Source organism: Mesorhizobium sp. M0598, from assembly GCF_040320865.1.
Taxonomy (GTDB): Bacteria; Pseudomonadota; Alphaproteobacteria; order Rhizobiales; family Rhizobiaceae; genus Mesorhizobium.
The window spans coordinates 1-26191 of record NZ_JAMYQL010000052.1 but is presented as its reverse complement, the minus strand read 5'-3'; the positions used below and the strand labels follow the sequence as shown (position 1 = coordinate 26191).

Sequence of the window (26191 nt, the reverse complement as noted above, 5' to 3'; positions counted from 1 at the left end):
GCGCCGACCGCGAAGAGAAGCGAGTGACCCGCGGGGCGACATGGTCCGGAAAAAAGACAGGAAACGCTTGACCTCACCGACCCCAATCAGAGAAGCCTGCTAGATACAGCAAGCGTCGGATGTAGCGATGCCCCATCTTCGAGATCCGGCCGACCCTTAGCTGGGCTATCTGCCCTTCGTGCCAGATGCCTATAAAAGCCTGAACCTTGTTCTACGGCGTCGGCGCGGCGCGGCCATTGACTGTCGCGAGCGGAAGCCGGCTCAGCTTCTTGTCGGTTTGCATGTCGAAGCCAACGCAACGCTGTCCCACGAATACTCCGAAGTAGGTCCATGTCCATTTCCCTGGAAAATGCTCGGCAACCGACAAAGACCGTTCGGTTTGTCGCCTTCGCGACGCAGTCGTGGTTCGAGGCAAAATCGGTGTAGCCGGCTCCTTTAAGCCATTAAAAAACACTCAAAAGGTTATGGGGAAGCTGGCACAATTTTTGAAACCTCCTCGTCGCAGGCGGAAGGAACTGCCATGCCGTTCATCTTGTGGGGCGAGCGTGGACCTTGGACCGCCCTTACCAGTCGCTTCTCAACTAATCAACATACGGTTAGGCATATGCATCATGTAGTCGATAGGTCCGGTCGCCGGTGCTCCCCGGTAAGGGCCGAATTAAGTGGCGAAAAGGTGACTACCTGTGTTGCGTCACTTGATCCCGCTATCGGGGCGCATGAGCGGGTTGATGGAGCGGAGCTTGGCGGGTGCTGCCTAGAAAGCTCATGCAGGCGCACACGTTTTGCTAAACCGCACGCCCCCTGTTCGCAGCGAGCTTCGACACCTTCCGGTGCATCTGGTCGTCGAGTGTGCCACTGGAGGTTGGCCTACTCGGCTCCTGGACGCGCCGTGAATGATCTGAGCGAGCTCGACGCTTTTGAGGCCGGAGGAACGCTTGTCTCGATCGCTGTACGGATACCTTCGTCAAAGGACCGATACCAGCAGTGGGCTTATGGACAAAGACGATTTGAGCTCCGGCAACTGTGTCCTAGAAACAAAAGCCAAAGATCAAATTGCCGGGTGAGAATCAGACCCTCAGCGGGGGGCCGTGTCCGAGCTTTGCGTAGCGGCCTCTCAGTACCAGCTGCTCCTAAGTGTCTAGCAAATGCGGAAGGTTGGGGACAAAAGACGATAGGTTCGCCTGGAGGGTTGTAGATGGCCGGTGACAGACAGGGCCGATCCGACCGTCAATCGGAGCGGGTGACATTCCGAAAGCCGACGTACAATCATGCAGCCGATGTGTGGGCTCTCATCGCGCTCTGCCCGCAACTAGCCCGCAACTCGCTCTACTGCGAACTCCTGCTTTGCACTCATTTCGCAGACACTTGCGCAGTCGCGGAGCGTGCTGGGGAAGTGGTTGGCTGGCTGTCGGCGTATCGACCGCCCAGCGAGCCCTCTACGCTCTTCGTGTGGCAGATTGCTGTGCATCCTGCGGTGCGCAACACAGGGGTGGGCAAGGGACTAATCGTCTCAGTCTTCGACAGGCCATGTTGCAAGAGCGTGACGCACATCAAGGCGTCTGTCGCGCCCACCAACAAGGCTTCCAATTCGCTCTTTGCTACTCTGGCTCGGGACCTGGGCGCGCCAATCCGGCAGGCTCTCTGGTTCGACCGTGACGCCGATTTTAACGGACAGTATGAGAGCGAGAACATGATAGCGATCGGCCCCATCAAACTGCGCTCGATTTAGGCCTTGCAGGCACAGGGTCTTGTCAGGCCAAAATAGGAAGCATCGATTGGCCAAATTGAACTCGATCTCGGCGAAATTCGCGACCCTCTACCATCTTGAGATGGGGTAACGGGCCGCCAAGCAAGCCGCTCGCTGCGCTACGGTGCTGTGAGTGGCGCGCTCCGCTCGCGGTCTGCTTGGCGCAGCGGCGGCCGTCCCTCACAATGATGGTGTGAACGGCGTCATGGCCGAAGCCAGCGCCAAACATCAAGGATAGACCACCGTGGATTATTATGCGGGGATTGAAGATGCGCCGTGATGGCGCGGGAGGTGAACATGGAATAGCCACCTCTCAAGCTTGCTGATTTTCGACCGGCGGCTGCAATGCCGCCCTCCCGCAGGAGCAGCGGGCGGAAGGGGGCCGAAAAGCTCGACCGGGCGTCGCCGGTTGGGTGTCATAAGCAGATCGGCCTGAACTGTACCGGGTGCGGATCATCGACCGCAGGCCGGGCTACCACAATGTTTATGGCTAGATAACGAAGTGAGCGCCGGAAGCCTCGGATTCAACCCGTAACGCCTCCAAATTGTGCGATGACATGGGAGGCAAGAAGCGATCAGACGCGGTGGGGTTCGTCTATCCCCACTGCGGGGCGCGTCGAACACGTCCGAGACGGGGAGGCTCTCATGGCCCTGTCTTCCGCATCGCCCGGGGTAAAGCTCGCCGCCTACGGGCATCAAGGTTGGAAATCGGAACACGGGAACTCGGATCGTCTGCCCAGTACGGAACTGGGCTCGCCGCGACGGCCGGAGATGGACGACGCCGAGGGCGGAGCTTCCGTAATAAGGAGCGCGGGAAAGCCGCGCGCAGGGCGAAGGGAAGCAGGAAGACCGTAGACCTGCATGACGGAGGAGTGATCTGTGGACATGGATCCCCGGGCCGACGAGGCTTGGGTACTCGGCGTTCAGCGCAAACTCTACCACTGGAGCAAGGCAAATCCCGACACTGGTGGCTGGCCATCCGAACCTGAAGATGGCGACCGCGGCGCTGCTTTCTGTGCATGCCGTGCTACTGCGCGAGTTCCTTTCGAGAGGCAGGTTCGCGCGCTGGTGCGCCGGGACGCCGGGGCCAGGCGGTTGATGTCGACGCCAGGGGTCGGTCCGATCGTCGCGCTCACCTATCGCCGGGACGATGGATCAGGTCAGACCGCAACTTCGGACGTCGGCTTGCGACCACGCGGCTTGAGATTGGCTCGGCCTCATCCTCTTCAACCCCATCAGGTGGTGGCCGGCGCGCCGACCCCGTACAGAACGCAAAAGAAGGATTGACTTGTCGAGGCCCGTTACAGAAGTCCGAAGTTGCGGCATATACACGTCTCGCAAGGCCCATCCATCGGCACAGGCCCGGACGGCCCGGTGGCCTGGAGGACGCATAGCCGTTCCAAACGAAGAGATTGCGTACGGCAGAAACGACGGCGACGAAATGCTGAAGGGACCGCGTCTTGTCGCGCCACAGTCCTTTGACGCCATCGGCGGCAAAGCGACCCTGCCAGCACCATACGCAGGTCTTGGACTTGCCGGTTTGCCGCATGAGCTCGACGGTCCCCACGCCGTCGCTGCTCAACAGAATGATCTCGGCGCGCCAAACCTGCTTCGGCCGTGCATTGCGATCCCGGTCAGCGCACTCAGGCGCTGGCGATCCATTGACGAGACGGTGTGGATATTCTTGTGCGCATGCGGCAGACTCGCACGCGCGCAGCCAGAAGGGAATTCCAGCAGGACTCTTAATTCTAGCCAGGAACCGTTGCAAGGGGCTCAGAGTCCGTTTTGAAATTCAAGGATGAGCGTTTCGGCGGATGAGGTTTGCGCCCATTGCGACGAGGATCATTGCGTGAGAGACGTCGATGCGCTGCTCGTAGTCGCGCACGAGGCGGCGCCATCTCGTCATCCAGCCGAAGGTCCGCTCGACGACCCAGCGTCGGGGCAAGACTTCGAAGCCCTTCTGGTCATCGGATCGGCGGATGACCTCGACCACGAAGTCCAGATAGGCGGCCTTGTCCATGAGCATTAGCCGATCATAGGCGCCGTCGGCGAACAGATGCTTCACCCAGGGCCAGCGCTGGCGGATACCATCCAAGATCGCCTGAGCGCCGGCGCTGTCGGAGATATCGGCCGGCGTCAAGTTGACCATCAACAGCCGCCCATCCGTATCGACTGCGATATGGCGCTTGCGTCCGACGATCTTCTTGCCGGCGTCGTAACCCCTTGTTCTTGCTTGCGGAGCCTTGACCGACTGGCTATCGATCACCGCCGCCGACGGGCTCGCCTCGCACCCGGCCCGCTCACGATCCAGCATCAGCGCCACGTCGTGGATGGTCTGGAACAAAAATCGCCGCGCCAGCTCTCGAAACCAGCCATAGACCGTCTGCCAGGGTCCAAAGTGGATCGGCAGCATCCGCCAGCCGCAACCCGAACGGACCAGGTAGCGCACCGCATTGATCACCTCGCGAAAATCAACCTCGCGCGGACGGCCACGCCGCCCAGGCTTGGGCATCAGCGGCGCGAACTGCTCCCACTCCTCATCCGTCAAATCAGACGGATAGCGCTTGGTCTTCTTGGCGATCTGGGCCATCCGGCTGCGGCTCTGCTTTGTCCACATCCACAGCTTCAATCATAACCCAGCCTCAGACGAAACCCCAGCAAGCCGATTTTCAAAACGGCCTCTCACAGGTAATCGTCGATGGAATTCCGAACTTGCTCTCCTCCAACATAGCGCGACCTCGCTTAAGAATGATTCAGATTAAATCTTCTCCTACCTATCCACAATTTGGAACAAACATACGGCGTATCTTCGCTCAGTATCCGTCCAATGGTGTACCGGGTTCAAGCCATGCTTCATGAATATCCCATTAAATGTATGTAGATTGACTTTGCGCATGATCTCCGTCCTAATCATCTCTCCTTTTTCTAGGCAAAGTGAGAATTCGAGTTTCTCGAGATTGACGGATTGAGCCTGCATGGCCTCCAGGTGAGACTCAATTCGGCAGAGAGATTTATTGTGAAATGCTACGTGTCGAAACTGGAAGACATTAAAATTTCCATCGAAGCGCCAATTTAAATGCTGGAGAACGCACAGATTAGTCAGTATAGCACTTTGATTATTATAGGCTGCTTCCAAGATAGCCGAATCTTTATCCAAGTCTATACCGACTAAAAAATAGTCGCCGAGAGCGAATAACGTGCGTACAGAGTGAAGCAGATCGTGCAATTCATCATCGTACATGTTTCCCACTGAGGCGCCGAGGCAAACTAAAAGCTTTGGGCCCATGACCGTGGCAGCCTGTTTCAATCCGGTTTGGTAGACCCCAATGATGCCCGTAAAGTTCAAATCAGGTGTCATTGAAAGGAGGTTTTCGGCCGCCTTCTCCAGAATTGAACGGTTGACGTCGATAGCGGCGTAAGAAGTTGGGCCGTGGTTCTCCACGTAGGCGTTAATCAACAGCCTCGTTTTTTGCGCGTTTCCAGACCCCAACTCGACGAGAGAGGCAGGGCCTGTCATATCGGCAATCGGCTTGGCGTACTGCGCCAGTATCTCCCGCTCGGCCCTGAATAGGTAGTAAGAATCCTCTTTACAGAGCCGCTCAAACAGCGCTGATCCAGTGTCATCATAGTAGTACATGCAGCCTATCGAACGCGGGGACCCCGATAAAGACTGTATCAACAAGTCGCCACAAAAGATTTCCGTTTCGGGAAGATCGGCACCGATAATGGTACACCTTTGGCGATCGTCTAGTTTGCGCTTGCTTGGAAGTCGTCGGGGCATGTCGATACATTCCTAAATGAAATACTGCCTGAGGGCATGGCTGAATGTACCCATCAGCCGCGACTTGAGAGTTTCAAGAGTTATGCCAACTGCGGACGCCAGGCCGCGCTTAGGCAGTTCCTCCCGTTAGATCAATGAGTTAAGCCGAAGTGTATAAAAACGGGGCGGCGCCACTTCGGTGTCGCGACCTCGACAAACTCGACAAAAGGTGAGGCCAGTGTTTCCGAGATCGCGCGGTCGGCCGGAATCCATGTGAGCCAACTTTTCGACCTTTTCGGCGCAATTGGCGCGCCTGATCAGACGACCGACGCGATCGTGCGGAAGGCCCATAGCGCGACGCAAGGCTCGCCTTCAGGCTGATCGATGAGACTGTCCAGGTTACGGTGGAGTGTCCGGACGGCATGGCAGGTTCATCACAGGACGCTTTTCGCACCTGCATGCCAAATGCGACACCCGCGATCTGTAACGCCGGGAAGGACGCGCCCATTGAATGCGCCGATTCCAAAGCTCGTCGATCGACATTGCGACATTGTTCTCGTCGGCGACAGCGCGGCATGGTTCTCCGCGGCTTGGCGTCGACGCTGGGCGTGACGCTCAAAATGATGATCATGCACGGTCAGGCCTGCGCCGTGGCCTGGAGCCGGCGCTGATGGTCGTCGACTTCGGTTCCTTTTGAAGAAAACCCGGAGCAGGCTTTCCGCAATGCCTGATAAAGCCCTTCCAGTTCGCCCGCGCCGGCATCATCGCACTCGCACCCAAACACAACCTATGCGAGTCAGTAAATCGACTCGCCGGCACTATTGTCTCAGAGGAAATGAATCTAGTTTCAAAGGTTCAGCCGATAGCCGGGCACAGCTGCGGCCATCATGGCCTTTTGACATAAACGCGTCGCCCGATTGAGATTATCTTGACGGTAGCGTAGTGCGCCACCCATGCCAGTCGAGATGATCATGGGCAAATATCGAGACCATCGCGAGCCACGCCGGCATGGCAATGAAGATGACCCCGTTTCCTTTTTGGAACGGACCTCCGAGCCAAGCTACTTTCAGCGCCTGGCGACCGTGACCGCAGTGTCGACGCCGGCTATCGCGGCCACAACGCGCCGCAAAACCATAAGTTCAGGGTCTTCACCGCTGGTCAGAAGCGCCGCGTGACACCGGCCATCAAGCGCCAGATGCGGCGGCGATCGGCCGTCGAGCCGGTGATCGGCCACATCAAGAACGAACACAGAATGGGCCGCAATTACCTCGCTCACACCCAAGGCGATGCGATCAACGCCATGGCCGCAGCCGGCTTAACTTCTCCCTCCTGCTCAGGTGGCTGAAGCAATTTTTGTGGCTCTTGATCGCCGCGTTCCTGAACCGGCCGAAGCAGCTTGCCGCTTAGCGGTCAAGATTGTTCACGGTCGACGAAGACGTGCTCGATGAAGGCGCGTATCTTTGAGCGGCGACCGTTTGCACGCGCCATCGCTTCGCTCATCGGCCGACCCTTCGGCTCTTGTGATGGATGTCGGAGCGATAGCCGTTCTTCTCCAGGCATGCCTCGTTCTTCTTCGAGCGGTAGGCTGTGTCGGCCAGACCGCGGAGCCGGCGTTGTTCTTGTCCAGCACGGAACGAAGCTGCGCCCCATCATAGCCGAGGCGCTGGTGATGTTCCAGCGGCGGATGAAGCCGTGCCGGCGATCGATTGCAGCATGGTTCTTGTAGTCGAAGGCAGGAACGGCGATGTCGCGCTGCTTGGTCTTTCCTTCCTCGTGGGCCTTGGCCTTGGAGAACTTCACCGTCCAGCGCGCGTCGGGGTCTTTCTGGGCTTGTCCTTCCACTCCTCCGGCACCTTGCCTGCCTTGATGTCGGCCTTCTCGGCGTCGCTGTTGCGCTGCTTCGGCGCCGCACGATGTTGGCGTCGACGATCTGCCCGCCCATCGCGAGGGTAGCCGGCCTTGCTCAGTGCTTGTCGAAACGGGCGAAGAGGTTCTCCACCGCGCGGGCCTGCGTGAGCCGCTCGCGAAACAGCCAGGTCGTCTTGGCGTCCGGCACCTTGTCGCCGAGCCCCAGCCCGAGGAAACGAATGAAGGACAGCCGGTCTGGATCTGGAACTCGGCTGGTCGCCGGACAGGCTGTAGAGCGCCTGCAGGACCATGATCTTGAACATCAGCACGCCATCGTAGGGCGGCCGACCGCCCTTGGCACCATCGGAGCGCTTCAGCGCCTTGGCCAAGGCTTGCGGAAAACCTCCCACGGCACGACTGCGTTCAGCTTCTCTAGCGGATCGCCGGCCTAGCTCAGCCGGACACAGCCTTCGTCAATGTCTCAGAACCCAGCCTGTCCACCCATTCATCGCCTCCGAGCAAATCAGCAGGGGAAGTGAATCAAAATACGCTCCGCATTGCGAGATTTTTCGAGGCTCCAGCTGTCGAGGATCGTGTCGGCATAAATGCCGCCACGGCCTGGCGCGTAATGGAAAACAACGCCAGGCGGGTCATTGCCGTCCCACGGCTGGTCGTCGCGTAGACCGCCCACAGATAGCCGGTCTTGGGGGCGCCCGCGCCCCGGACCGCCGTCGTCTCGTCCATGAATAGCTTGCCGGACGGCACGACCGGCGTCAGATGAAAGGAGGCTCGCCCGAGCCAGTCGCCCAGGACCGAGCGGTCAAGCGTCACACCGCTGCGCATGAAGGCCTGCCATTGCCGTAGAGCGGCATGTGGTCGGCATATCTGGCGGTCATGATGTAGGCGATCAGCGCCTCGGCAGGCCGCCCTCGATCAGCCGTGGTTCGGCCCTGCCCTGGACAACGCAGCTGCGCGCCTTCGGGCAGGCGTACTGCGGTCGGATCGTACCAGGACCGAAGCTGCGCCGGCACAATGTCGAGACGCTCCGAAACGTCCTCGCCATCAGCCGCGCGGGGCATGTCCGGCTGTTCGGCTTGATCACCGTCTCCACCCGCGGCAGATCCTTCGGCAGTGACGGGCTTGCGCCGTCGCCTCTCGGCCTGCGGCGCGGCGACTTCGTTCGGCTGGTGCTCTGCTCGTGGGCCTCCTCGACCTCACCAAGGCAACGCCGCGACTTTTCCTATTCGCCCAGTGCCGGAAATGGGGTAATCGAGCAATCGATTAAGTCGACGGCACGTTGAAGTATTGCCTCGGTCTGACTAAGGCTGGGTGAAGTGGCGATGACATATCCGATCCAATCTCGGTAGTCGCCTTTCCTGACGATCGGCGTCTTGGGTTCAATATACCACTTGACCTCGGAGACACCTGATACAGCAGCCGCCTGATTGTCGCCACGGATCCAATCGAGGGTGCCATCGCGATCAGGAACTAGGAACCGCGCGGCCGCAGTGTGCGAACGCCTTCTGCGCAAATTCGATTCGTCGCCAATGACGAGCTTGATGTGCTCGGTGATTTGATCGATACCGTACGCCAGCTGAATCAGTTGAGGACCGGGCGCGCCACCAAGACGCGGATTGACTTCGATGACGATTGGGCCGTGCTTCGTCCACCGAAATTCAATGTTCGTTGGTCCCCAGTTAAGGCCGAGAGCTCGCAAGCAGCTCAACGAAACATCGGCGATACGCTTATGCTCATCTTTAGTCAGCTGGGCCGGTAGGGTGAATTCACGAAAGACGAAATGCGGTTGGGGGCCGAACTCACCGGCATAAATCCCGATGACCTCATCTCCCATTATTTCGGCGCAATAGTAGGGGCCTTGTGCGAATTCTTCGACGAGTATCCGCGGCGGAGATTCCGATATGCGCTGCCCCCCCAACAGACGGGTCGCATGTTCGGCCAACTCATCGGCGGTGCGGCACAATCGGACACCGACGCTGCCGCTGCCTTCTGCTGGCTTAAGAATCACGGGCAGGCCGATCTGCGCGGCAGCGCTTTCTACCTCCCTCGCATTCGCTGCCACGCGATAAGCAGGTACTGGAACGCCGGCTTCCGTGAGGAGCTGACGTTGAGAGAATTTGTCGCAGCATCGTTCAATCGATGGGGGGTTCGGTCCCGGTAGTTCGAAATGCCGGCAAAGCTTGCCAGCCGTCACACAGGCCGACTCGTCTTCGCCCGAAAAGCCAGTAATGCCAGCAATGTCATAGGTTGCATGCAACCGGGAACATTCGCGGATCAGCGAATCGAGATTGTCTGTATCGATACGGATTACCTCACGTCTTTCCGCAGCAAGATAATCATATCGCGCCGGATCAGCCGACAGGGTAATGGGATGTAGACCAAGACGCTGGGCGGCTTTCACGTATAACAGACCAATACCGTTATGGCCTTCAACCAGGATGAGCGCTCTTTGTGCCATTGGGTTTGACTCCGACGTTGTGTGTTGTGCGGCGTCCGAGCGTAAATCGGCATCAATTGTTTCTAGCTGCCTGCCTCAGACTTTGCGGCTGAACTTAGCATTGTGAGCGTTTTGGGCCGTGAAGGTTCTGTAAATTGGTTTGAAGGATCTGTTGCGACGTCTTGCTTAGCGGCGGTGTGGTATGGAGCGTCTCGACGAATTTCGGAGGGTTGCGACGCCAAGGGGGCTCGTTCGACCTGTAAAAGTTAACTTGATCTGGGTGCGCCGCGAAACCGGCAAGCAGTAGAACGGTGCAAGTCGTTACGATGAAGGGATGGTGATCTCTCCGACCCGGAGACCTTTCTGCAATTGGCCTAACGCTGCCTCGAGGCGAGGGCTGTTATGGGGCGTGCTCGGGCGAGGGGTTCCCATTGAGGTCTATCAGCGCTTTCCTCAATCGCCTCGAAGCACTTGCGCAACCTTGCCGCCGTCAATATCCGGTTCTACATTCACGACTTGCTCGGCGGAGCTCCGGAACGGGACGACGGCGGCCGACAGGCGCTACATTAAGCAGTGTCGCGCTTCTCTATTCGGCGTGTTGAGGTCAAGCGCTACCGAGCTTTTCAGTGTCTCCGGCATTTTGACGTCTTTCGCGGGGTCTTGCTTCTCTTCGGGATCGACACTTGGGCTCTCCCACCATGGGGTCAGAAGAATGAAGCGGAACAATCTACACATCGTCCTGGTCGGCGACCGGTACTAGCGCGACAACGAACTCGCCTCATCCATCGTCCTGCGAAGGACGTCCGTCCGCCGGCGGCGGAACTCTCTGACTCCCTCGTTTCCGGCCTTTTGGCTCAGATGGCTGACGCCATGGTTTGCCGCGTCCAGCGGAACTCTGTGCCGTCCAGCCACATGCGATGCATGATGACGCCCAGGCGACGTGCGAGCGCGACAATTGCTTTGCACGTCCCGCGCCGCTTGGCGACGTTCATTGCCCAGGCCTTGAGCCACGACCATTTCGTCACGCGAGTGATCAGCGTTTGGGCAGCCTCATAAAGCAACGTCCGCATCATGCCGTCCCCACACAGGGATATGCATCCAACGCGCTTGCTTTCCCCGGACTCGTTGAGCTTCGGCGTCAGTCCCAGGATGGGCCCCACCGCCTTGGAGTTTCTGAACCGCTGCGGAATGTCGATTGTTGCGGCGTAGGCGAGCGCCACCACGGGGCCCACACCCGGAACCGTCATCAAGCGCCGCCTAATAACCACAGGAGCGCGCGCGAGCGGGCTCAAGATTTCTGTGCCACTGTGGTCATGCAGCAAAACGAATTTAGCTACATACAGCTTGTGTTTTCAGGTGGTCAAGCTTATAGTCGGCGCATTGACGCGATCCGTGCGCAACGTGGATGGAAGATGGGAACTTCGCGGAAAGTCCGGATGGCTCACGCTGCGACAGGAGAAAAGGTTCCGGCAATGTCTCCGAGAATGGGCGCCAGAGTTCGACAACAGCTGAGCGTAAGCGAAAGAGATTGGGCTTCGTCCTGATTTCAACCGTCACGCGTTGTTCCTCTAGCGGCTCATCGTGCCTGCCGTCGTGATCGGTTTTGCGCTCCTGCTGTTTTTCGCCATCGGAATATCCAAGGGGTCACACGCTTGCTCGGCGGACACAAAATAAATCGAAACGAGTTTCCGTTTTAAGGCACCAAAACGCCCCACCCCAAGACTCTCGCGGCGCCAGTTTTGTGGTTCAAACCAGTTGCCGGATTTTAGTATTCTCTCTTCGGTCATTATTAGTGCAGTCGAGCGCTCGATTTGGAGTTACGGATGAAAGGGCCCGCAACAGTAGCATTACAGCATCTCAGAAGGTCTGACCTTCTCCAAACACGCGCGTTTGTGAATGGCGCTTGGCTTTCAAAGGTGGAAAGACTCGCCGTAGCGGATCCTGCGACGGGCGAAGAGCTGGCACAGGTAGCAGCCTGCGATGTGTCCGACGTGGACAACGCCGTTTATTTCGCGAAAGCTGCATTTCAGCAGTGGCGCAATGTCTTTCCTTCGGAACGGGGCACATGTTTGCGCAGATGGGCTGCGGGAATGCGCGGCAATCTTAACGACTTGGCGGTCATCATGACAGCCGAGCAAGGCAAGCCGATCGCAGAGGCCCGCGGCGAGATTTCATACGCGGCTAGCTTTCTCGACTGGTTCGCGGGGGAGGGGGAGCGGGCCTATGGCGAAACAATTCCGAGTCATCTGCCTGGCTCGAGTATTTCAGTTCAGATGCAGCCGATTGGCGTGACCGTTGCAGTAACGCCGTGGAACTTCCCTGCGGCAATGATTACCCGCAAGGCGGGTGCGGCTCTTGCTGCGGGCTGCCCGATGATCGTCAAGCCCGCACCGGAGACACCGCTGTCCGCGCTAGCCTTGGCGCGTTTAGCCGAAGAGGCTGGCATCCCGGCCGGCGTTTTCCAGGTGATCACAGGCAAAGCAGCCCCGCTGGCCAAGCGATTGTTGGAACACACCGAGGTGCGAGCGTTCTCCTTTACGGGCTCGACTGAAGTCGGGCGGATCCTTCTTGAACAGTCCGCGGCGACAATCAAGAAAGCCTCCATGGAACTCGGAGGTCATGCGCCGTTCCTTCTTTTCGAAGATGCTCCGTTGGATTCAGCCGTCGCCGGCTGCATCGGCGCGAAATTCGCCACGTCGGGCCAGGATTGCCTCGCCGCAAACCGCATCTACGTTCAGCGAAGCATCTATGAGCGGTTCGTGCAACAATTTGCTGCCGCAACCACAAAGCTCAAGGTGGGCCATGGGCTCGAAGAGGAAACCGACATTGGCCCGATGACCCGTCCATCTGTCGCCGAGAAGTGCCGCCTGCAGATCGCGCAGGCAATCTCAGCCGGCGCACGCATCGTCTGCGGAGCTCAGGACAGTCCGCTAGGTGGCAATTTCGTCACGCCCACGGTACTCGCCGACGTCACCGACGACATGCTGATTGCGAGGGAAGAAACTTTCGGCCCTGTGGCGGCTATCCTGCCGTTCGAACATGAGGCGGAAGTGCTCGCCCGGGCCAACAACTCGGAAATGGGCCTTGCTGCTTACGTCTACACCAGAGATCTGAACCGCGCCATGCGGCTGACCGACCGGCTAGAATACGGCATGGTCGCCGTCAACACACCTAAGTTTACCGGTGCCCCCATACCCTTCGGCGGCTGGAAACAGTCCGGCCTCGGCCGCGAGGGCTCAAGACATGGCCTCGCCGAATTCCTTGAACCCAAATACGTCTGCATTGGCAATATCGCTGCCTGAGAGGAATAAACGATGACCATCATCATCAGAGAGATCAGCGACAAGGACAGAAACTCGGTCCTGCATCCCTTCACGCAGCTCAAGGACTTCGCCACAGGCAAGCTCAGCGATCTCACCATTATCGAGACAGGCAAGGGTATTCGCATCCAGGCCGCGCACGGCAACCAGCTGATCGACGGCTTTGCCGGCCTCTATTGCGTGAATGTAGGCTATGGTCGTACCGAAGTTGCCGAGGCGATTTCACGCCAGGCCTTTCGTCTGGCGTACTACCATTCCTATGCGGCCCATACGACAGACGAACTTGCAATTCTCTCTGATCGCCTCGTGAAAACGGCGCCGGGCAAGATGAGTAAGGTCTTCAACGGCATGTCCGGCTCGGATGCCAACGAGACCCAGGCCAAGCTCGTCTGGCGCTACAACAATCTGCGTGGCAGGCCGAACAAGAAAAAGATCTCGCGTGAGCGCGGCTATCACGGTTGCAGCGTTGTGTCTGGCTCGATGACCGGCATGAGCTTCTACCATGACCATATGGACCTGCCGCTGCCGCAGATCGTTCACGCCGGCGTCACTACTGGGGCGCAAACCCGGGCGAAACCGAGCGCGAATTCTCAGCGCGGCGTGCCGAAGGTGAGAACCATAGGCCGCTGCAAAAATCGTAACGGAGATGCTCTCTCAGGCCGCCGCTGATGTGGAACTGTGCAACCATACCCTGAGGGTGAGTTCCCCATGGGTCTCAACAGGCCCGCAAACGACGCCCGACCGTAAGGAAGTGCAAACCCAAGGATGACAACTATCGCCTGCTAAGAGATGGCGCTGGAATGAGGTCTCGGTGTCGATAAGAGCGCCGTCGAAGCACATATCGCCCTCCCAAGGCGCACCGGCCCGGCACGGAGCTCAGTCTCCTGCCGGGCCTCCTTTCCTCAATGGCTGCGCTTTGGTCTACCCGTCTGGGCTCCGATATGTGGGGCGAGAAGCCGTGGGCAAACTCACTACAGTTTAGCTATGCAAGACGTTTTTCATCGATTTGTAGAGCAGATCGCAGACAGCGCTGACGCGACGGACCTGCGCAACGCTCTGGGCGAGATTGCCTCCTCGCTCGATTTGCCGTCTTTTGCCTATCTTTTCCCTTCGCTTGGCAAGGGCCGCAAGGTGCGCCTGATTTCCACCTACCCTCAATCCTGGACATCTCACTACCTTCACAGCCGGTATGAAAAGATTGACCCGGTTATTCATCAGGCGCGTGGTGGTCAGGAACCATTCAACTGGGATGCGCACGGTGCTGATTTCGAACTGTCGACGCAGCAGCGACAATTGATGGATGACGCGACGCAATTTGGCATTCACTGCGGCTTCACGATCCCGATCCATGACAGCACCGGTTCGTTTGCAGCACTGACCTTCGCCTCGGATGAAAGGCGACCACTGTTCTTCCGCCTGATTGACCGATATGACCGCGTGCTGCAGCTCATCGCGGTCTTCTTCCATCTTCATGCCTGTCGCAAGCTGGCCGACGGCAGGACCGTCGCTGGCGTTACCCTATCGCGAAGGGAAATGGAGTGTCTGAAGTGGGCGGCTCGCGGAAAGACGGCGTGGGAAATCGGCCGCATCTTGGGAATCAGTCGGCACACCGCAGCCTATCATCGGGATAACGCCAGGAATAAGCTTGGCGTGAAGACGGCTATTCAGGCAGCAGTTCGGCTTGCACTGTCTCGGCCATCTCTCTTCACCTGATCTCCGAAACCTGGGCACATACACAGGTTGTATCAACTCCGGCCTTTGCCTTCAATCGCAGGTGTTATCGATGCGAGGGAGAAGGCCATCATGATGCAGTTGATCACGCCGGATTGTTACGCTGAGTTCAGCGACGAGCTCGAGCAGATGCATCGCTTGCGGTATCGCGTCTTCAGGGATCGACTTGATTGGGACGTTTCGTTCAGCGGCGGCTTTGAGGTCGATCCGTTCGACGCGCTTCGTCCCCACTACCTATTGCTGCGTGCGCCCGACGGACGCATCGACGGCTGCCTGCGCCTGTTGCCGACTACAGGACCGACGATGCTGCGCGATAGCTTCTTCGCTCTCCTTGCCGACCGTCCAGCGCCGGAAGATCCGCGTGTTTGGGAAAGCAGCCGTTTTGCACTTGATCTGCCGCCTTCCGCGCCGAAACAGGCGGGCATCGCAATTGGCACCTACGAGCTGTTTGCCGGAATGGTCGAGTTTGGTTTGTCACGCGGTCTGCGAAGCATCGTCACCGTAACCGATCTGCGAATAGAGCGGATCTTGCGTCGCGCCGGCTGGCCACTCGAACGGTTGTCCGATCCGCAAACAATTGGCAACACACGTGCCGTTGCCGGATATCTCGACGTCTCGACAGAGAGCTTGGAAGCCCTCCGTCGCAATGGCGGGCTCAAGGGCCCGGTGCTGTGGACACCGGTCATGAAGATCGCCTGAGCCTGGAATCCAACGCTTTCTGGAAATGATGCAATGGACGAAACAAGACCTGGCCCTGCCTGGCCGGACAGGCAAGATGATGGTGACTATGGCTATGTCGAGCAGCTCACCAGCCGAGGCTGGGCCTGGGAATTCCTCAGGCGCAATCCGGACTTCCAGAAGGATCTGGCGAACGCGCTACGCGGTGCCGAACGCACGAACGCCCGGTCCGTGGACGTTATCAGCCTGCCTTCGAACACTGTTGATCTCTCGCGGTGGGGCCTTCTGTTTTGCAAGCTCAAAAGGAACTGATGCGAGCGTCTTTTGGTGCCCCTGCCAATGTCCGCATGTTTTGCTCCTTGTTGCCGAACATGCGGCGGCGCCGCGCGGGATGGATGTGCTCGATTTCGCCGCGCGCTCCTGCCGCATCTCTATACTCGTCACGCTGGAAGGGCAGCAGCACGTCTTAGTCGAGGATCGTGGCAGGAGCTTGCAACTGGCTGTTTCCGGCGTCAGCATCCTCGAACCTGTGCGATTGGCATCCTGCGTCCTCTGGTCGCCAGAGGGACTGAAGCAACGCCTGAACGCGCTGGAATGTCTGAACAGCCTCTGTTGAACCGGCAGGCTGCAACCAGGATTCTTTCCGAGCGAGCCCCGTTGCTCGCGGTTGCGCCGAGTCTTGCGTGCGCTCGACGGCTCCATCGCTGGCGCATCCCACCGCGAAATCGGCCTTGCTCTCTTCGGCAGAGCCCGCGTCGAGCAGGACTGGGCCCACCCCGGTGACCATCTTCGCGACAGCGTCCGCCGTGCAGTCAGACGCGGGCGCTCGCTTATGAACGGTGGTTATAAGCGTTTTCTTCTATAACGACTGTCACCATCAGGCCTTTTGGCCAGAGAACAGCTCTTTGTACCCCGCCACCACCAGCCAGTGGGCGCGCGCGAGATGGCTGCGAACCGCCCTTTGGGCGCGCGCTGGCTCTTGCACTGGATCGATGCCCAATATCGCCTGCGCCATCTCTTCTTCGCTCGCATTGTCGGCGCATGCGTCTATGAGCTTCAAATATGTCGTGAAGTGTTCATCGTCGTAAGCGGTCAGGCTTTCCGCCCATGGGACCTCGTCGGCAACAGCAGGTTGGAACAATCTGTCTACCATTTCATGTCTCGCCTAAGACCTATTCCGCGCCCGCGCACGGTACAATATCCTAAAATGGGATAATCCGAAACTGGGATTAGTCGGTGAGCCGGTTCCTTCTTGGCCGGTTCGTCTGATGCCGAAATCCCTTCGATCAGCTCGCCAGCGCCGGCTGCTAAAACGGCTGATTGCGGCGCGCAAAACCAAAGGGGTCACCCAGACCCAGCTTGCTGATATGCTGGGCCGCCCACAATCCTTCGTGGCCAAGTACGAGGGTGGTGAACGTCGGCTGGACGTAATTGAGTTTCTCGACCTTACCGAGGCTCTCGATATCGATTCTTGCGAGCTTCTGGCACAAATGCGTCGCTCTCGTGACCTGTAGATCGCGTTGCGCTTGGTTTGGGTGCCAAACTTCACGATTTACCTCCTTGAGTTCACGGCTCAGCGGGATTTGCCTCGCTAAAGTGATGCCGTGCAGCCGCTCCCCTTTGTTGTCTCTGATTTTTGTAGAGAATCCTCCGTGGTGAAATCCTCGACAATAGGGTGGCTTCTCGTGCATGGAAATCCGAGAGGTCTTTGCCCGCAATCTGCGTAGGCATGGCCAAAAAAGAAATTGTCGTAAGAAGCGCTGGCCCATGAGGCTGGCGTCGACCGAGCATATGTCAGCGCACTTGAGCGCTCGGTCTATGGCGCCAGCATTGATACGGCGGCAAAACTCGCCAGAGTGCTCGGAATCGAGCCGGCCGATTTACTCGACCCTCATTCTGAATAAATCTGGAAGCAGCGACGAAACCGCGGTTGATGAGACTCGACCAGAAGGTTTTCCACGCATTTCATGCTGCTGACAGGAGCACCCGCGCGCCTGGCGACGCGCACCAGGTGCTCGTGAACCGAGCCCGCTTTTCTTCGGTAAGCTCAGGCGGTCTCGGCCATTCGGCTTCGCCCCTTGGCGTGGGCAGCCCTTCGGGCTGTGACGGCCGCCGCCCTTGCGGGCGGCGCGGTTTGTCTGCTGGCCTTACCCGGTGCGGGATGGGCGGCACTCCCTTCTAGGCCCACCGCGGCGGCCCGCAACCCTACGCTTGCGCTCGGGGTCCTCCACCTCCGTTCCGGTCCTTCGGATGCCGCCCGCCTTTGACGGCGGGCCTTTCCGGTCGCGTTTCGCCGCCCACCCCACTCACGGGGGTAGGCACGCGAGATTGGGATCGAGCGCTGCCTCCACCGCCCCATGGGATCTTCCGGGGAAAGGCGCGGCGAAGCGGAGGATAAGACGATGCGTGCAAACAGCAAGCGTTCCGCCAGCACAGAGGCTGGCGCAGGCAAGGGCGGGCGCCCGGGCGCCAGCCTTCATCAGGAGATCACCGACCGCATCATTGCCGAACTGGAGCGCGGCACCGTGCCATGGGTCAAGCCATGTGGCAGGGCAAAGGCAGGCCTTGGCCTGCCGAGGAATGCATCCTCTGGGCGCCAGCCACCGCTCCTGCAGCAAAAGAACAGCAGCTGTCGCAGCAGGCTGAACAAGGCATCTTGTCGGCGTCGAGGGAGGCCCTGCTCGCCTTACGCAGGCGCATAGCTCTGACATGACGTCCGGGAGACTGATGCCGGGCAGTCCATCAACAATACCCAACAACCATCCTGATTCGAAGCGCATCTAAGCACGTCCATTTCAGGCGTTAGTCGAGGCCGCATTGACCAGGGGTACCTTCTTGGTCCGCTGGAGGAGGGCGGCCGCCCGTCGACAACGGCTTCTTCAAGTGTCGCCCGTGCAGGGACGACCGTAAAAAAGGGCGCACGAGGCGCCCTCATTTCGATCGGCTATCAGCAGCCGCCTTCAACTTTCGTTGTTAGAAGCGGTAGGTGACACCTGCGCCTATCAACCAGGGATCGAGCTCCGCCTTTCCCGCCAGCTTCGCGCCGTCGACCGTGACGTCGAAGTCTGGCTTGAGGAAAAGCTTCTTCACGTCGAAGTTGACGCCCCAGTGCTGATCCACCATGTAGTCGAATCCGACCTGCAGCGCGGTGCCGAACGTATTCTTAACCTTGAGAGCATCGGCACTGCCGGCACCCTGGTTATAGAAGATCGTGTAGTTCACGCCGGCGCCTACATATGGCTTGAATGCGCCTAAATCGGTAAAATGATACTGCAATGTGAGCGTGGGCGGCAGCAGCCAAACCTTGCCGATATTGCCCAGCCCGCCGATCGTACCTTGGCCCCCGATGTTAGCATAGGTGGTGCCGAGTATGAGCTCGGCGGCGATGTTGTCCGTGAAGAAATAGGAGATATCGAGTTCCGGCGTCACGGTGTCCGAATACGAAAGATCGGAGCCGGGCACTGCATTGACGTAGCCCGAATCCTCAGTGACGACCCCCAACGCACGCAGGCGGATCTGCCAAGGGCTTGGCGCTTCCGTGACCGAGGCTCCCGCCTGCGGGACGCTCGCCGCTTGCGCAAGGTCCGCCGCGACGGCCTGCTGTCCCATCACAATGAGGACAACGGCCGCTGTTACTCCCCGCGCCGCGCGCATTTGGTTTCTCGCCATGATATTCTCTCCTTGCTCTTCAGAAATGTGGACTGAATTACGAAAATCTTGCTCGAATTGCTTGATATTGGCGGAGCGCTCATGCCCAGTTTGCTTCGCGGCTGCGACCGCAGGTTCGGCGCGCATGATCATGGGATGATTTCTCCTCTTTCCGTGCCGCAGCGCGTTTTGCGGACTACGCTGCAGGTGTCGTGCCAAATGAGAAAATCATTTCATAACAATGCGATCACCCTGATGGCGCTGTGTCTCATGTCCGACATCGTCGAAGATCCGACAACGAACGCAGCCGTGACCGCCTGATAGAACCTCCTGTGCCACTCGGTGGGCACTGCGGAATAAGCAGTGAAGCTCACCGGGAAACTGGCCGAGTTTCGGATCGACATCGGCGACGGGGCGATCGACGACCACTACGTCGCCGGTGTCGGGCGCGGCACAGCCTGAAGACTCCGCGGCGGCGATCATCGAATAGCTGCGTTTACGATGGCTCGATCTTGGCCCACCGGTGGGCGCGCAAAAGGCTGCTTTGCGGCCTCATCCCTCCGCCTGGATTGAGTCGCAGGGACCGAATGGCGCACGTGCTTTTTGGAACCGGCAGAGTGGCCATAACGCAATTGTCTTCCGACTATCTTTACAGAGATTCGACAATCCAGTTGGTGAAGGTCCCATATCGCGCAAAGCATTGATGCGCTTAGGTCTGGGCATGCACCCATCCGCAACCATCTCATCAAGAGCATCGATCCGACACCAACATAGAGAATTGCTTCCCCCTGAGAGAGCCTCGCGGCGGACATGAGATTGCGTCACTCTTCATGATCGCGGCCTCCGAGGATGTCGGGATCGAGCCAATGCAACGGCACGATAGGGCGAAGAATCTGGCAGCTCTTGCAACTGCCGACCTCGATGGGAGAGGCACATCGCAATCTGTCCGGCAGAGACACACGGTTCTGTACTGTCCGTTCATGAAGACGTCGTGCTGGTCTCCATAAGAGTAGTATTCTGGTGCAGAAAGTGCCCGATTAGCTATTCGGAAAAAGGCGACATCGACGTGCAAATCGAGCGCCGCCGTGAGGCGTTCCCCCTCAATGTCGGATTTCTGACAGGATCGCAAATCCGCCAACCCATTGTTTCATAAAACTTTCCTTCTCTGGCACGGCCCATGCATGGAGTTCTGCGAACGCATCAGCGAGACGTCCTCCATGATCATGCGCACCGAAAACGCCGGCATGACCCGTCGATTGTCACCGCGCTGGAATGCTCGGGTCTACATTCGACGACCCGAACGCGCTGGACAATTCTCGCAAACCCGGTCCGGACCGGGGCTCGAAAACGTCCGCGAGGGCCCCAATGGTTATGGCCGATATTCGCCGAGAACAAGCCACCTGGTGGGAAGACTCTATAGGAGGAAAGCAAGTGGAGTTATCTTGCGTTGGGGTCGGTGCCGGGCCGTCTAATTTGAGCCTTGCGTGTCAGATGCACGAGCAAGTTGGGCAAGGGGCACTGTTCCTGGATCGGCAGATCGACTTCCGCTGGCATCCGGGCATCGCGTTCGATTCCTCGGAGCTCCAGGTCAGCCACTTCAAGGATCTGGTCACGCTGGTGAATCCGCGATCAGCCTACACTTTCGTAAACTTCCTGCACGAGAACGGGCGTCTGTATCACTTCCTGAACGCACAGTTCGAAGCCGTGCTCAGAGTTGAGTTCGAGCAATACCTGAACTGGGCCTTCCACAGGAACCCACTTGTGCGTCGCGGCGAGACGGTGCGCGAAATCCGCTTTGACGGCGAGTTTCGGGTGCGGACGGATAAGGCGGTTCTCGGCGCCAGAGACGTCGTGGTCAGCATTGGCAAGCAGGCGCGAATCCCGCCTCAGTTTCAGGGCTGGACTGGACGCAACCTTTTCCACTCATCTGTTTTACTGCACATCCATCCTGAGGTGCGGAGAAAGCATGTCTGCGTGGTTGGCGGAGGCCAGTCGGGAGCCGAGGTGATGTTGCACCTTGTCGGCCTGCCGAAAGAACGGCGGCCTGCCTCGATCACCTGGGTCTCGCAGCGCGAAAACTATTTGCCTCTCGACAACAGCCCGTTCACAAACGAGTTGTTCATGCCCTGCTTTTCGGATCGTTTCGCGACGATGAGCGAGTCGCAGCGTAAGCTGCTCCTGCGGCGTTTCGTGCTTGCCTCGGACGGCATTTCGGAAAGCACGTTGCGCGCAATCTATCAGGCGCTGTACCGCCACGCATTTTTCGAACCAAACCGATGCGAGATCACACTGCGGCCGGGCTGCACCGTCTCGCACTGCATCAACGCCGGCGCGGGTCACAGGCTGACCCTGCAGCACGGCATGGACGAGGTCGAAGAAGTCACGGCTGACATCGTCATCCTGGCCACCGGTTACGAGAACGCGGTGCCAGACTTCTTGGAACCCATCGCGCACCGGCTGGAGCAGATCGACAATGAATTAGCTATTCGCGAGGATTTTTCGGTGAGCTGGGACGGACCGCGTGGCAGACGCATCTTCGTACAAAACGCGAGCCTCGGGCAGCGCGGCCTGGCCGATCCGAACCTAAGCCTACTGGCCTGGCGCGCGCGCCGCATCCTCGATAGCCTTCTTGGGCGCGCGCCATGCGCGAACCCCGAGCATCCTGGCTTCATCAGCCATACCTCGATCGAGAGCTGGCCCGACCCCGCAGCCGAAGAAATGGGCAGCGGGATATGACTCGTAGACTTCTGATCATCGGCGGTAGCATCCTGGGAATGAGGTCCGCCTCCGCTGCGGCGAAGGCCGGAGGCTTCTCCGAAATCATCGTGACCGAACAAGCCCTTGGACCAAGCGGCGCATCGCATTATTCTGGGGGCGTGCATTTCCCCTACGGTCGTCAAGACCGCACCAGGTCGCTCACTCGAAAGAGCGCGGTGGCCTTGGCGGCCATGGCTGGGTCGGCGGTCAGCGGATGGCGCCGGCCTTTAGCGATGCGTGTCGTGGCTGGACCGGGTGAAGCGATTGATCCGGCCCAGTTTACGGAACCCCTGCACCCGGCTGAGCCTGACATAGGCAGTCTCGCGCCGAGCTTCTGCGGACAATATACGCCGGAGCGGAACGCGCCTAGCATCGCCGTCCCACATGACGTGAGTCCGTCTCCGTGGACCCGCAACTTGACCAGCGCCCGACTGCCCTAATTGGGATGTCCGACCAACGAGTCTTTCCAACAGGAGGCCTTTCGCATGTTGACTGATGCACAAAGAGAAAAGTGGCAGAAAGACGGATACGTCAGGCTCGAAAGGTTCTTCGCTCCAGCGGCTCAGGAAGACATCTCTACTTTTGTCGAAGACATGTCACGCTGGGATGTCAGCGATGATAAATGGCTCATGTGGTTCGAGAAGACGACGGCCAATCGAAAGATCATCTCCAAGATCGAGAATTTTCTCGACTTCCATGATCCATTGCGTCGTTTGCTCTTAGAAGATCAGCGCATAAAGTCAGCGGTCGAGGATTTGCTTGGCGAAGATTCGCGCAGGCTCAAGGAGTTGCTGATTTTCCACTACCCCGACAGCGGCGGCTATCTCCCGCATCAGGACATTTATCACATTCCACACAAACTCCCCGACCGGATGGTCCATGCGGTGGTTGCCATAGGCATCGACGACTCCGACCCGGAAAACGGCGGGCTTTTCTTCAGCCCCGGCAACCACAAGAAGGGGGTATTTCCCATGGATGCCGGTGGGGTGATCGATCCTCAAGTCGCCGAAATGTTCTCCTGGGAACCTGTAGTATGGAAGGCTGGCGACATCTTCATCTTCGACGATTACGCACCGCACTACTCACGACCGAACAAAAGCAATCGTTCGCGGCGGACACTCTACTTGGTGTTCCAGCGTGCTTCAACCGGTGGACCGACCCGCGCTGAATATAACGTGCTTAAGCGCGCCCTTAACCCGCCCGAGGGCAAAGTGGCCGATCTCGACAAACTCAAGCCCCCAAATGGCATTTTCTATCGCGATTGAGCTCACGCAGCCAGGCGGAGGCATGCACACGAAACTGATCGAACGCTCAAAAATGCGCGGAGAGTATGACGTTCTGATTTGCGGGCTCGCGGAGCATCGACCGCAGCCCGTTACGACGCTTCGGCACGTGGATTGTGGAGGTGGTCGCATGGCGGTCTTCTATGACGCCTACAGCCCGACTGGCGCCCCCCCTCGTCGCCCGCCTGGCGGCCCAGAGCTGCATTATCCTGGCCGGGGCCGCCAACGGGTCGGGCTACCGTTTCTCTCCACAAATTGCACGGAAGGCTGTTGCGTTGGCAGTCGAAGATCCCACTGCTTCAACAGGGTAGGTTCGTCATGCGCAAATACAGGTTTTCTCGAACGGAGCTGTCGCGGGCGTTCGGTATCGACATGGCCACGCTTGGAACGGGAAGCGCTGGCACGGGGTTTTCATTCGGAAAGGTTGGACCCGGCGTCACATCCGAGCCCCATCGGCACGACGAAATCGAGGCCTTCGTAGTCCTCTCAGGATCGGGCAAGGTCGCGACCGACCGTGGGGAAATCTCGGTCGAGGCGGGCGATGTCGTTCTGTTCCACCCTTTTGAAGCGCATGTGCTGCGCAACGACGGAAACGAAGACCTAGATTTCGTCGATGTCTACTGGCGCGACAACAAGGCCGCCCTCGATGCCGCTGCAAAGACCACGGCTCCACGCGGGCCGATCTTCGTCTTCTCCACGCCGCCAACGCCAAATGGCGATCTGCATCTGGGGCATCTTTCTGGCCCCTATTTCGGCGCCGACGTCTATACTCGTTTCCTGCGCATGAAAGGAGTCGAAGCATATCACCTCACTGGAAGCGATGACAACCAGAGCTACGTCACGACACGCGCCGATGCCGATCAATCGACGCCTGCGAACGTGGCGCGCTACTACGCCGACGAGATTCGCGCCACGCTTGCACTTCTCGATTGTGACGTCCACAGCTTCCAACCCACAATGGGCGATGACGGTTACGGCGAGTTTCAAGCCGCGTGTTTCCGCACCCTTCTGAGCAGCACGGCGGTAGATCTGCGCCAGAGCCCCGCGCTTTTCGATGCTGTGACAGGCCACTATCTTTACGAGCCGGATGTTAGCGGCCTCTGCCCCGATTGCGGCGGCTCCGCCGGTGGCAACATCTGCGAGGAATGCGGCGCCCCAAACCTTTGCCACGACTTGGGTGCAGCCCGGTCACGGCAGTCTGCCGAGGCGCCGCTGGTCGGCTCCGTCCGCCGCCCGGAACTTGCCTTGGACCGATGCTACGACAATATCGACCGGCATCTAAGGGCGTCGGGCGTCCCGCTACGGATCTTGGATATCTTCGCGCGCCTACGCCGACGCGGCAAGTTTTCAGTGCCCATTACCCACCCCTCGGACTGGGGCCTGCCGGCCGAAGGGTTCCCGGGGCAAGTGATCTGGGTCTGGCCGGAAATGGCCTTCGGTTTTCTTTACAACATCCAGGCGCTCGGCCGCTTGCTGGGTCGCGACTGGAAGGCGGAGATGCCCGGCAACGACTGGCAGATTGTCCATTTCTTCGGCTTCGACAACTCGTTCTACCACGCGCTACTCTACCCCGCTCTTTACGCCGAGGTCTTCTCCCACTGGACGCCACGCATCCACTATCACGTCAACGAGTTCTACCTGCTCGACGGCAAGAAGTTCTCAACCAGCTGCCGCCATGCGGTTTGGGGCAAGGAGGTTCTGAGCCCAGAGACAGTCGACGTCGTGCGCCTCCATTTGGGCCTGACACGCCCGGAAGGTGAGCGGACGGATTTCACGCTGGACGCGCTGCGCCGCACCGAGAACGAGGTGTTCCAAGGGATTTGGCTGAACTGGCTTGATGCGTTGAACCAGGAAATCAAGCAGGATTTTGCCGGCCGTGTACCCGATTCAGGCGACTGGAACCCGGTCGACCGCGCCTTCTTTGCTCGCATAGAGATCTATCGCGCCGCGATGGAGCGCACCTATTCGGACGAAGGCTTCTCGGTCCGGCGCGCGGCCGCTCAGGTCTGCGATTTCGTGCGCGATTGCGTGATCTACCGTCGGGCGCAAGACTATGCGGCGGCGCGACGTTTCTATCCCGCCCGCAATCGGACTTCGCTAGCCCTTCAGACGACGGCCGCTGCGATCCTGGCACCGACACTCGCTCCGCTGATGCCCCGATTCGCCAGAACGCTGGCGCGAGGCATCGATGGCGTCTCAACCGAAACATGGCCCCGGTCCGTCCAGCGCCTTGCGCCCGGGATGCGCTTTGATCTCGGACCCGTGTTGGTGTTCTACGCCAAATCCGGCAATCCTCATCTCGATGAGGAGGAAGCACTATGAGCCCAAAGGTGCACCAGTGAGCTATCCCAATCTCGACCAGATCTGCGCGGCAATCAAAGCCGATGATGCCAAATATCTTTACTCGCTGTCACTGGCGACCCGAAGCCGCTATCAGACGGGTAGAGACCAGATTGGCGGACCTGAACCAACGCATCGTCGACACCCTGGCCCGCGCCTTTCGAGGACCGCTCGGCCGATTGCTTCCCAGTCCTTGCTGTTTCGTGCCGCAAATGCCGTGTGGGCTCGACTGCGCTGACCAACCTCTTCGGCATCGCGGGATTTCCGTCCTCCAGCCGGTCAAGACTGTCATGCGGTTCGAGGCGCTTGGTCAACCTGGCGCGCCCTGGATCGTGCGCCGATCACCGGAAATGTCGAATGCGAATGCCTGCCTGATGGTATCTTCGATTCTGTCCGAGCCTGTACTGGCGCGGCAGTCGGCCGAAGAACAAACTGAGCTACTGACAATCGGAAGGTAGCAGGTGCAAAATTCTGAGTTGTGTGCGTCAAGTTCTGCAAAAATGGCGTGGCAGTAGCTGTGACGTCGGCGTGTCCGCCCCCCCCGCCCCCCCGTTATAGGGTCGGCGGGGCCCCCCCCGGGGGGAGCCGGCGAATGGAATGAGGACATCGCGGTTGTGTTGGAGG

Annotated in this window: 20 protein-coding genes and 8 pseudogenes; 17 read left to right on the top strand and 11 right to left on the bottom strand. The window is 59.0% G+C overall.

All coding sequences use genetic code 11. The features are described 5' to 3' along the window. The first annotated feature begins 1195 nt into the window (after nt 1–1195). Complete coding sequence (ectA, locus tag NKI59_RS32600) at nt 1196–1729, top strand: diaminobutyrate acetyltransferase (protein WP_352708620.1); 534 nt, start codon at nt 1196–1198, stop codon at nt 1727–1729. A 1465-nt stretch (nt 1730–3194) separates the two neighbouring features. On the opposite strand, the pseudogene NKI59_RS32595 reads toward ectA, so the two are convergent. From NKI59_RS32595 to NKI59_RS32585, 3 genes and pseudogenes are all read right to left on the bottom strand, one after another. Further along, nucleotides 3195–3409: pseudogene (locus tag NKI59_RS32595) on the bottom strand (helix-turn-helix domain-containing protein); the annotation flags it as partial. A 130-nt stretch (nt 3410–3539) separates the two neighbouring features. Beyond that, on the bottom strand, nt 3540–4364 hold the full coding sequence (locus NKI59_RS32590; protein WP_352708619.1) for an IS5 family transposase: 825 nt from the start codon (nt 4362–4364) through the stop codon (nt 3540–3542). Between the two features lie 153 nt (nt 4365–4517). Further along, nucleotides 4518–5528 carry an L-histidine N(alpha)-methyltransferase gene (locus tag NKI59_RS32585; RefSeq protein ID WP_352708617.1) on the bottom strand — a complete coding sequence of 337 codons (1011 nt, stop codon included), beginning with the start codon at nt 5526–5528 and terminating at the stop codon, nt 4518–4520. A 495-nt stretch (nt 5529–6023) separates the two neighbouring features. On the opposite strand from NKI59_RS32585, the pseudogene NKI59_RS32580 reads away from it, so the two are divergent. Together NKI59_RS32580 and NKI59_RS32575 are read left to right on the top strand one after the other, a co-directional pair. Continuing rightward, nucleotides 6024–6235 (top strand): annotated as a pseudogene (locus NKI59_RS32580) (3-methyl-2-oxobutanoate hydroxymethyltransferase); the annotation flags it as partial. 368 nt (nt 6236–6603) lie between these two features. Beyond that, nucleotides 6604–6914: pseudogene (locus NKI59_RS32575) on the top strand (IS5/IS1182 family transposase); the annotation flags it as partial. 3 nt (nt 6915–6917) lie between these two features. Here NKI59_RS32575 and NKI59_RS32570 read toward each other — a convergent pair. The 6 genes and pseudogenes from NKI59_RS32570 to NKI59_RS32545 form a co-directional block, all read right to left on the bottom strand. Further along, complete coding sequence (locus NKI59_RS32570; protein ID WP_352708616.1) at nt 6918–7349, bottom strand: hypothetical protein; 432 nt, start codon at nt 7347–7349, stop codon at nt 6918–6920. Between the two features lie 323 nt (nt 7350–7672). Beyond that, nucleotides 7673–7765 (bottom strand): annotated as a pseudogene (locus NKI59_RS35235) (hypothetical protein); the annotation flags it as partial. Nucleotides 7766–7895: 130 nt separating this feature from the next. Further along, nucleotides 7896–8242 (bottom strand): annotated as a pseudogene (locus tag NKI59_RS35230) (IS66 family transposase); the annotation flags it as partial. Between the two features lie 353 nt (nt 8243–8595). Further along, complete coding sequence (locus NKI59_RS32555) at nt 8596–9831, bottom strand: ATP-grasp domain-containing protein (protein ID WP_352708613.1); 1236 nt, start codon at nt 9829–9831, stop codon at nt 8596–8598. A gap of 833 nt (nt 9832–10664) precedes the next feature. Next, nucleotides 10665–11066 (bottom strand): annotated as a pseudogene (locus NKI59_RS32550) (transposase); the annotation flags it as partial. A 312-nt stretch (nt 11067–11378) separates the two neighbouring features. Further along, on the bottom strand, nt 11379–11597 hold the full coding sequence (locus NKI59_RS32545) for a hypothetical protein (RefSeq protein ID WP_352708612.1): 219 nt from the start codon (nt 11595–11597) through the stop codon (nt 11379–11381). 36 nt (nt 11598–11633) lie between these two features. Between NKI59_RS32545 and NKI59_RS32540 the strand changes: the two genes are divergently transcribed. From NKI59_RS32540 to NKI59_RS32510, 7 genes and pseudogenes are all read left to right on the top strand, one after another. Next, nucleotides 11634–13112 carry an NAD-dependent succinate-semialdehyde dehydrogenase gene (locus NKI59_RS32540; RefSeq protein WP_352708610.1) on the top strand — a complete coding sequence of 493 codons (1479 nt, stop codon included), beginning with the start codon at nt 11634–11636 and terminating at the stop codon, nt 13110–13112. Between the two features lie 12 nt (nt 13113–13124). Beyond that, nucleotides 13125–13735: pseudogene (locus NKI59_RS32535) on the top strand (aminotransferase class III-fold pyridoxal phosphate-dependent enzyme); the annotation flags it as partial. Between the two features lie 379 nt (nt 13736–14114). Then, nucleotides 14115–14843: a LuxR family transcriptional regulator gene (locus NKI59_RS32530; protein ID WP_352708609.1), complete on the top strand. Its 729-nt coding sequence runs from the start codon at nt 14115–14117 to the stop codon at nt 14841–14843. 90 nt (nt 14844–14933) lie between these two features. Continuing rightward, on the top strand, nt 14934–15560 hold the full coding sequence (locus NKI59_RS32525) for an acyl-homoserine-lactone synthase (RefSeq protein ID WP_352708607.1): 627 nt from the start codon (nt 14934–14936) through the stop codon (nt 15558–15560). A gap of 33 nt (nt 15561–15593) precedes the next feature. Beyond that, nucleotides 15594–15851, top strand: a complete 258-nt coding sequence (locus tag NKI59_RS32520; protein ID WP_352708605.1) for a transcriptional regulator domain-containing protein — start codon at nt 15594–15596, stop codon at nt 15849–15851. Nucleotides 15852–15930: 79 nt separating this feature from the next. Continuing rightward, the gene (locus NKI59_RS32515; RefSeq protein WP_352708603.1) at nt 15931–16155 is read left to right on the top strand and encodes a hypothetical protein; all 225 of its coding nucleotides are present in this window, start codon (nt 15931–15933) and stop codon (nt 16153–16155) included. Nucleotides 16156–16164: 9 nt separating this feature from the next. Next, nucleotides 16165–16404, top strand: coding sequence for a DUF2285 domain-containing protein (locus NKI59_RS32510; RefSeq protein WP_352708623.1), 240 nt, complete (start codon nt 16165–16167; stop codon nt 16402–16404). Nucleotides 16405–16416: 12 nt separating this feature from the next. Here the strand turns inward: NKI59_RS32510 and NKI59_RS32505 are convergent, their stop codons facing one another. Then, on the bottom strand, nt 16417–16692 hold the full coding sequence (locus NKI59_RS32505) for a DNA -binding domain-containing protein (protein WP_023803403.1): 276 nt from the start codon (nt 16690–16692) through the stop codon (nt 16417–16419). A 115-nt stretch (nt 16693–16807) separates the two neighbouring features. Here NKI59_RS32505 and NKI59_RS32500 point away from each other — a divergent pair, with 115 nt between their 5' ends. From NKI59_RS32500 to NKI59_RS32490, 3 genes and pseudogenes are all read left to right on the top strand, one after another. Further along, nucleotides 16808–17053, top strand: a complete 246-nt coding sequence (locus tag NKI59_RS32500) for a helix-turn-helix domain-containing protein (protein WP_352708602.1) — start codon at nt 16808–16810, stop codon at nt 17051–17053. Nucleotides 17054–17299: 246 nt separating this feature from the next. After that, a complete protein-coding gene (locus NKI59_RS32495) occupies nt 17300–17443 on the top strand; it encodes a helix-turn-helix transcriptional regulator (RefSeq protein WP_502901140.1) in 144 nt (47 codons plus the stop codon). Nucleotides 17444–17941: 498 nt separating this feature from the next. Beyond that, nucleotides 17942–18139, top strand: a pseudogene (locus NKI59_RS32490) (ArdC-like ssDNA-binding domain-containing protein); the annotation flags it as partial. Between the two features lie 373 nt (nt 18140–18512). Here the strand turns inward: NKI59_RS32490 and NKI59_RS32485 are convergent. Beyond that, the gene (locus tag NKI59_RS32485) at nt 18513–19193 is read right to left on the bottom strand and encodes an OmpW/AlkL family protein (RefSeq protein WP_352708622.1); all 681 of its coding nucleotides are present in this window, start codon (nt 19191–19193) and stop codon (nt 18513–18515) included. A 1485-nt stretch (nt 19194–20678) separates the two neighbouring features. Between NKI59_RS32485 and NKI59_RS32480 the strand changes: the two genes are divergently transcribed. From NKI59_RS32480 to NKI59_RS32465, 4 genes are all read left to right on the top strand, one after another. Continuing rightward, nucleotides 20679–21923 (top strand): lysine N(6)-hydroxylase/L-ornithine N(5)-oxygenase family protein, encoded by a 1245-nt coding sequence (locus tag NKI59_RS32480; RefSeq protein ID WP_352708600.1) that lies wholly within the window; start codon nt 20679–20681, stop codon nt 21921–21923. Between the two features lie 506 nt (nt 21924–22429). Next, nucleotides 22430–23209 (top strand): phytanoyl-CoA dioxygenase family protein, encoded by a 780-nt coding sequence (locus NKI59_RS32475; protein ID WP_352708599.1) that lies wholly within the window; start codon nt 22430–22432, stop codon nt 23207–23209. 336 nt (nt 23210–23545) lie between these two features. Beyond that, the gene (locus NKI59_RS32470; protein ID WP_352708598.1) at nt 23546–25549 is read left to right on the top strand and encodes a class I tRNA ligase family protein; all 2004 of its coding nucleotides are present in this window, start codon (nt 23546–23548) and stop codon (nt 25547–25549) included. Nucleotides 25550–25680: 131 nt separating this feature from the next. Continuing rightward, entirely contained in the window at nt 25681–26025 is a 345-nt protein-coding gene (locus tag NKI59_RS32465; RefSeq protein ID WP_352708596.1) for a hypothetical protein, read from the top strand. Nucleotides 26026–26191: the final 166 nt, after the last annotated feature.

What these genes read in the sequence shown, in the direction of transcription:
- NKI59_RS32500 (WP_352708602.1), top strand. Translation starts at nt 16,808, where the DNA reads ATGCCGAAATCCCTTCGATCAGCTCGCCAGCGCCGGCTGCTAAAACGG.
- NKI59_RS32555 (WP_352708613.1), bottom strand. Translation starts at nt 9,831, where the DNA reads ATGGCACAAAGAGCGCTCATCCTGGTTGAAGGCCATAACGGTATTGGT.
- ectA (WP_352708620.1), top strand. Translation starts at nt 1,196, where the DNA reads ATGGCCGGTGACAGACAGGGCCGATCCGACCGTCAATCGGAGCGGGTG.
- NKI59_RS32585 (WP_352708617.1), bottom strand. Translation starts at nt 5,528, where the DNA reads ATGCCCCGACGACTTCCAAGCAAGCGCAAACTAGACGATCGCCAAAGG.
- NKI59_RS32485 (WP_352708622.1), bottom strand. Translation starts at nt 19,193, where the DNA reads ATGCGCGCGGCGCGGGGAGTAACAGCGGCCGTTGTCCTCATTGTGATG.
- NKI59_RS32520 (WP_352708605.1), top strand. Translation starts at nt 15,594, where the DNA reads ATGGACGAAACAAGACCTGGCCCTGCCTGGCCGGACAGGCAAGATGAT.
- NKI59_RS32530 (WP_352708609.1), top strand. Translation starts at nt 14,115, where the DNA reads ATGCAAGACGTTTTTCATCGATTTGTAGAGCAGATCGCAGACAGCGCT.
- NKI59_RS32525 (WP_352708607.1), top strand. Translation starts at nt 14,934, where the DNA reads ATGATGCAGTTGATCACGCCGGATTGTTACGCTGAGTTCAGCGACGAG.
- NKI59_RS32505 (WP_023803403.1), bottom strand. Translation starts at nt 16,692, where the DNA reads ATGGTAGACAGATTGTTCCAACCTGCTGTTGCCGACGAGGTCCCATGG.
- NKI59_RS32475 (WP_352708599.1), top strand. Translation starts at nt 22,430, where the DNA reads ATGTTGACTGATGCACAAAGAGAAAAGTGGCAGAAAGACGGATACGTC.
- NKI59_RS32590 (WP_352708619.1), bottom strand. Translation starts at nt 4,364, where the DNA reads ATGTGGACAAAGCAGAGCCGCAGCCGGATGGCCCAGATCGCCAAGAAG.
- NKI59_RS32480 (WP_352708600.1), top strand. Translation starts at nt 20,679, where the DNA reads ATGCACGAGCAAGTTGGGCAAGGGGCACTGTTCCTGGATCGGCAGATC.
- NKI59_RS32540 (WP_352708610.1), top strand. Translation starts at nt 11,634, where the DNA reads ATGAAAGGGCCCGCAACAGTAGCATTACAGCATCTCAGAAGGTCTGAC.
- NKI59_RS32515 (WP_352708603.1), top strand. Translation starts at nt 15,931, where the DNA reads ATGGATGTGCTCGATTTCGCCGCGCGCTCCTGCCGCATCTCTATACTC.
- NKI59_RS32545 (WP_352708612.1), bottom strand. Translation starts at nt 11,597, where the DNA reads ATGACCGAAGAGAGAATACTAAAATCCGGCAACTGGTTTGAACCACAA.
- NKI59_RS32470 (WP_352708598.1), top strand. Translation starts at nt 23,546, where the DNA reads ATGCGCAAATACAGGTTTTCTCGAACGGAGCTGTCGCGGGCGTTCGGT.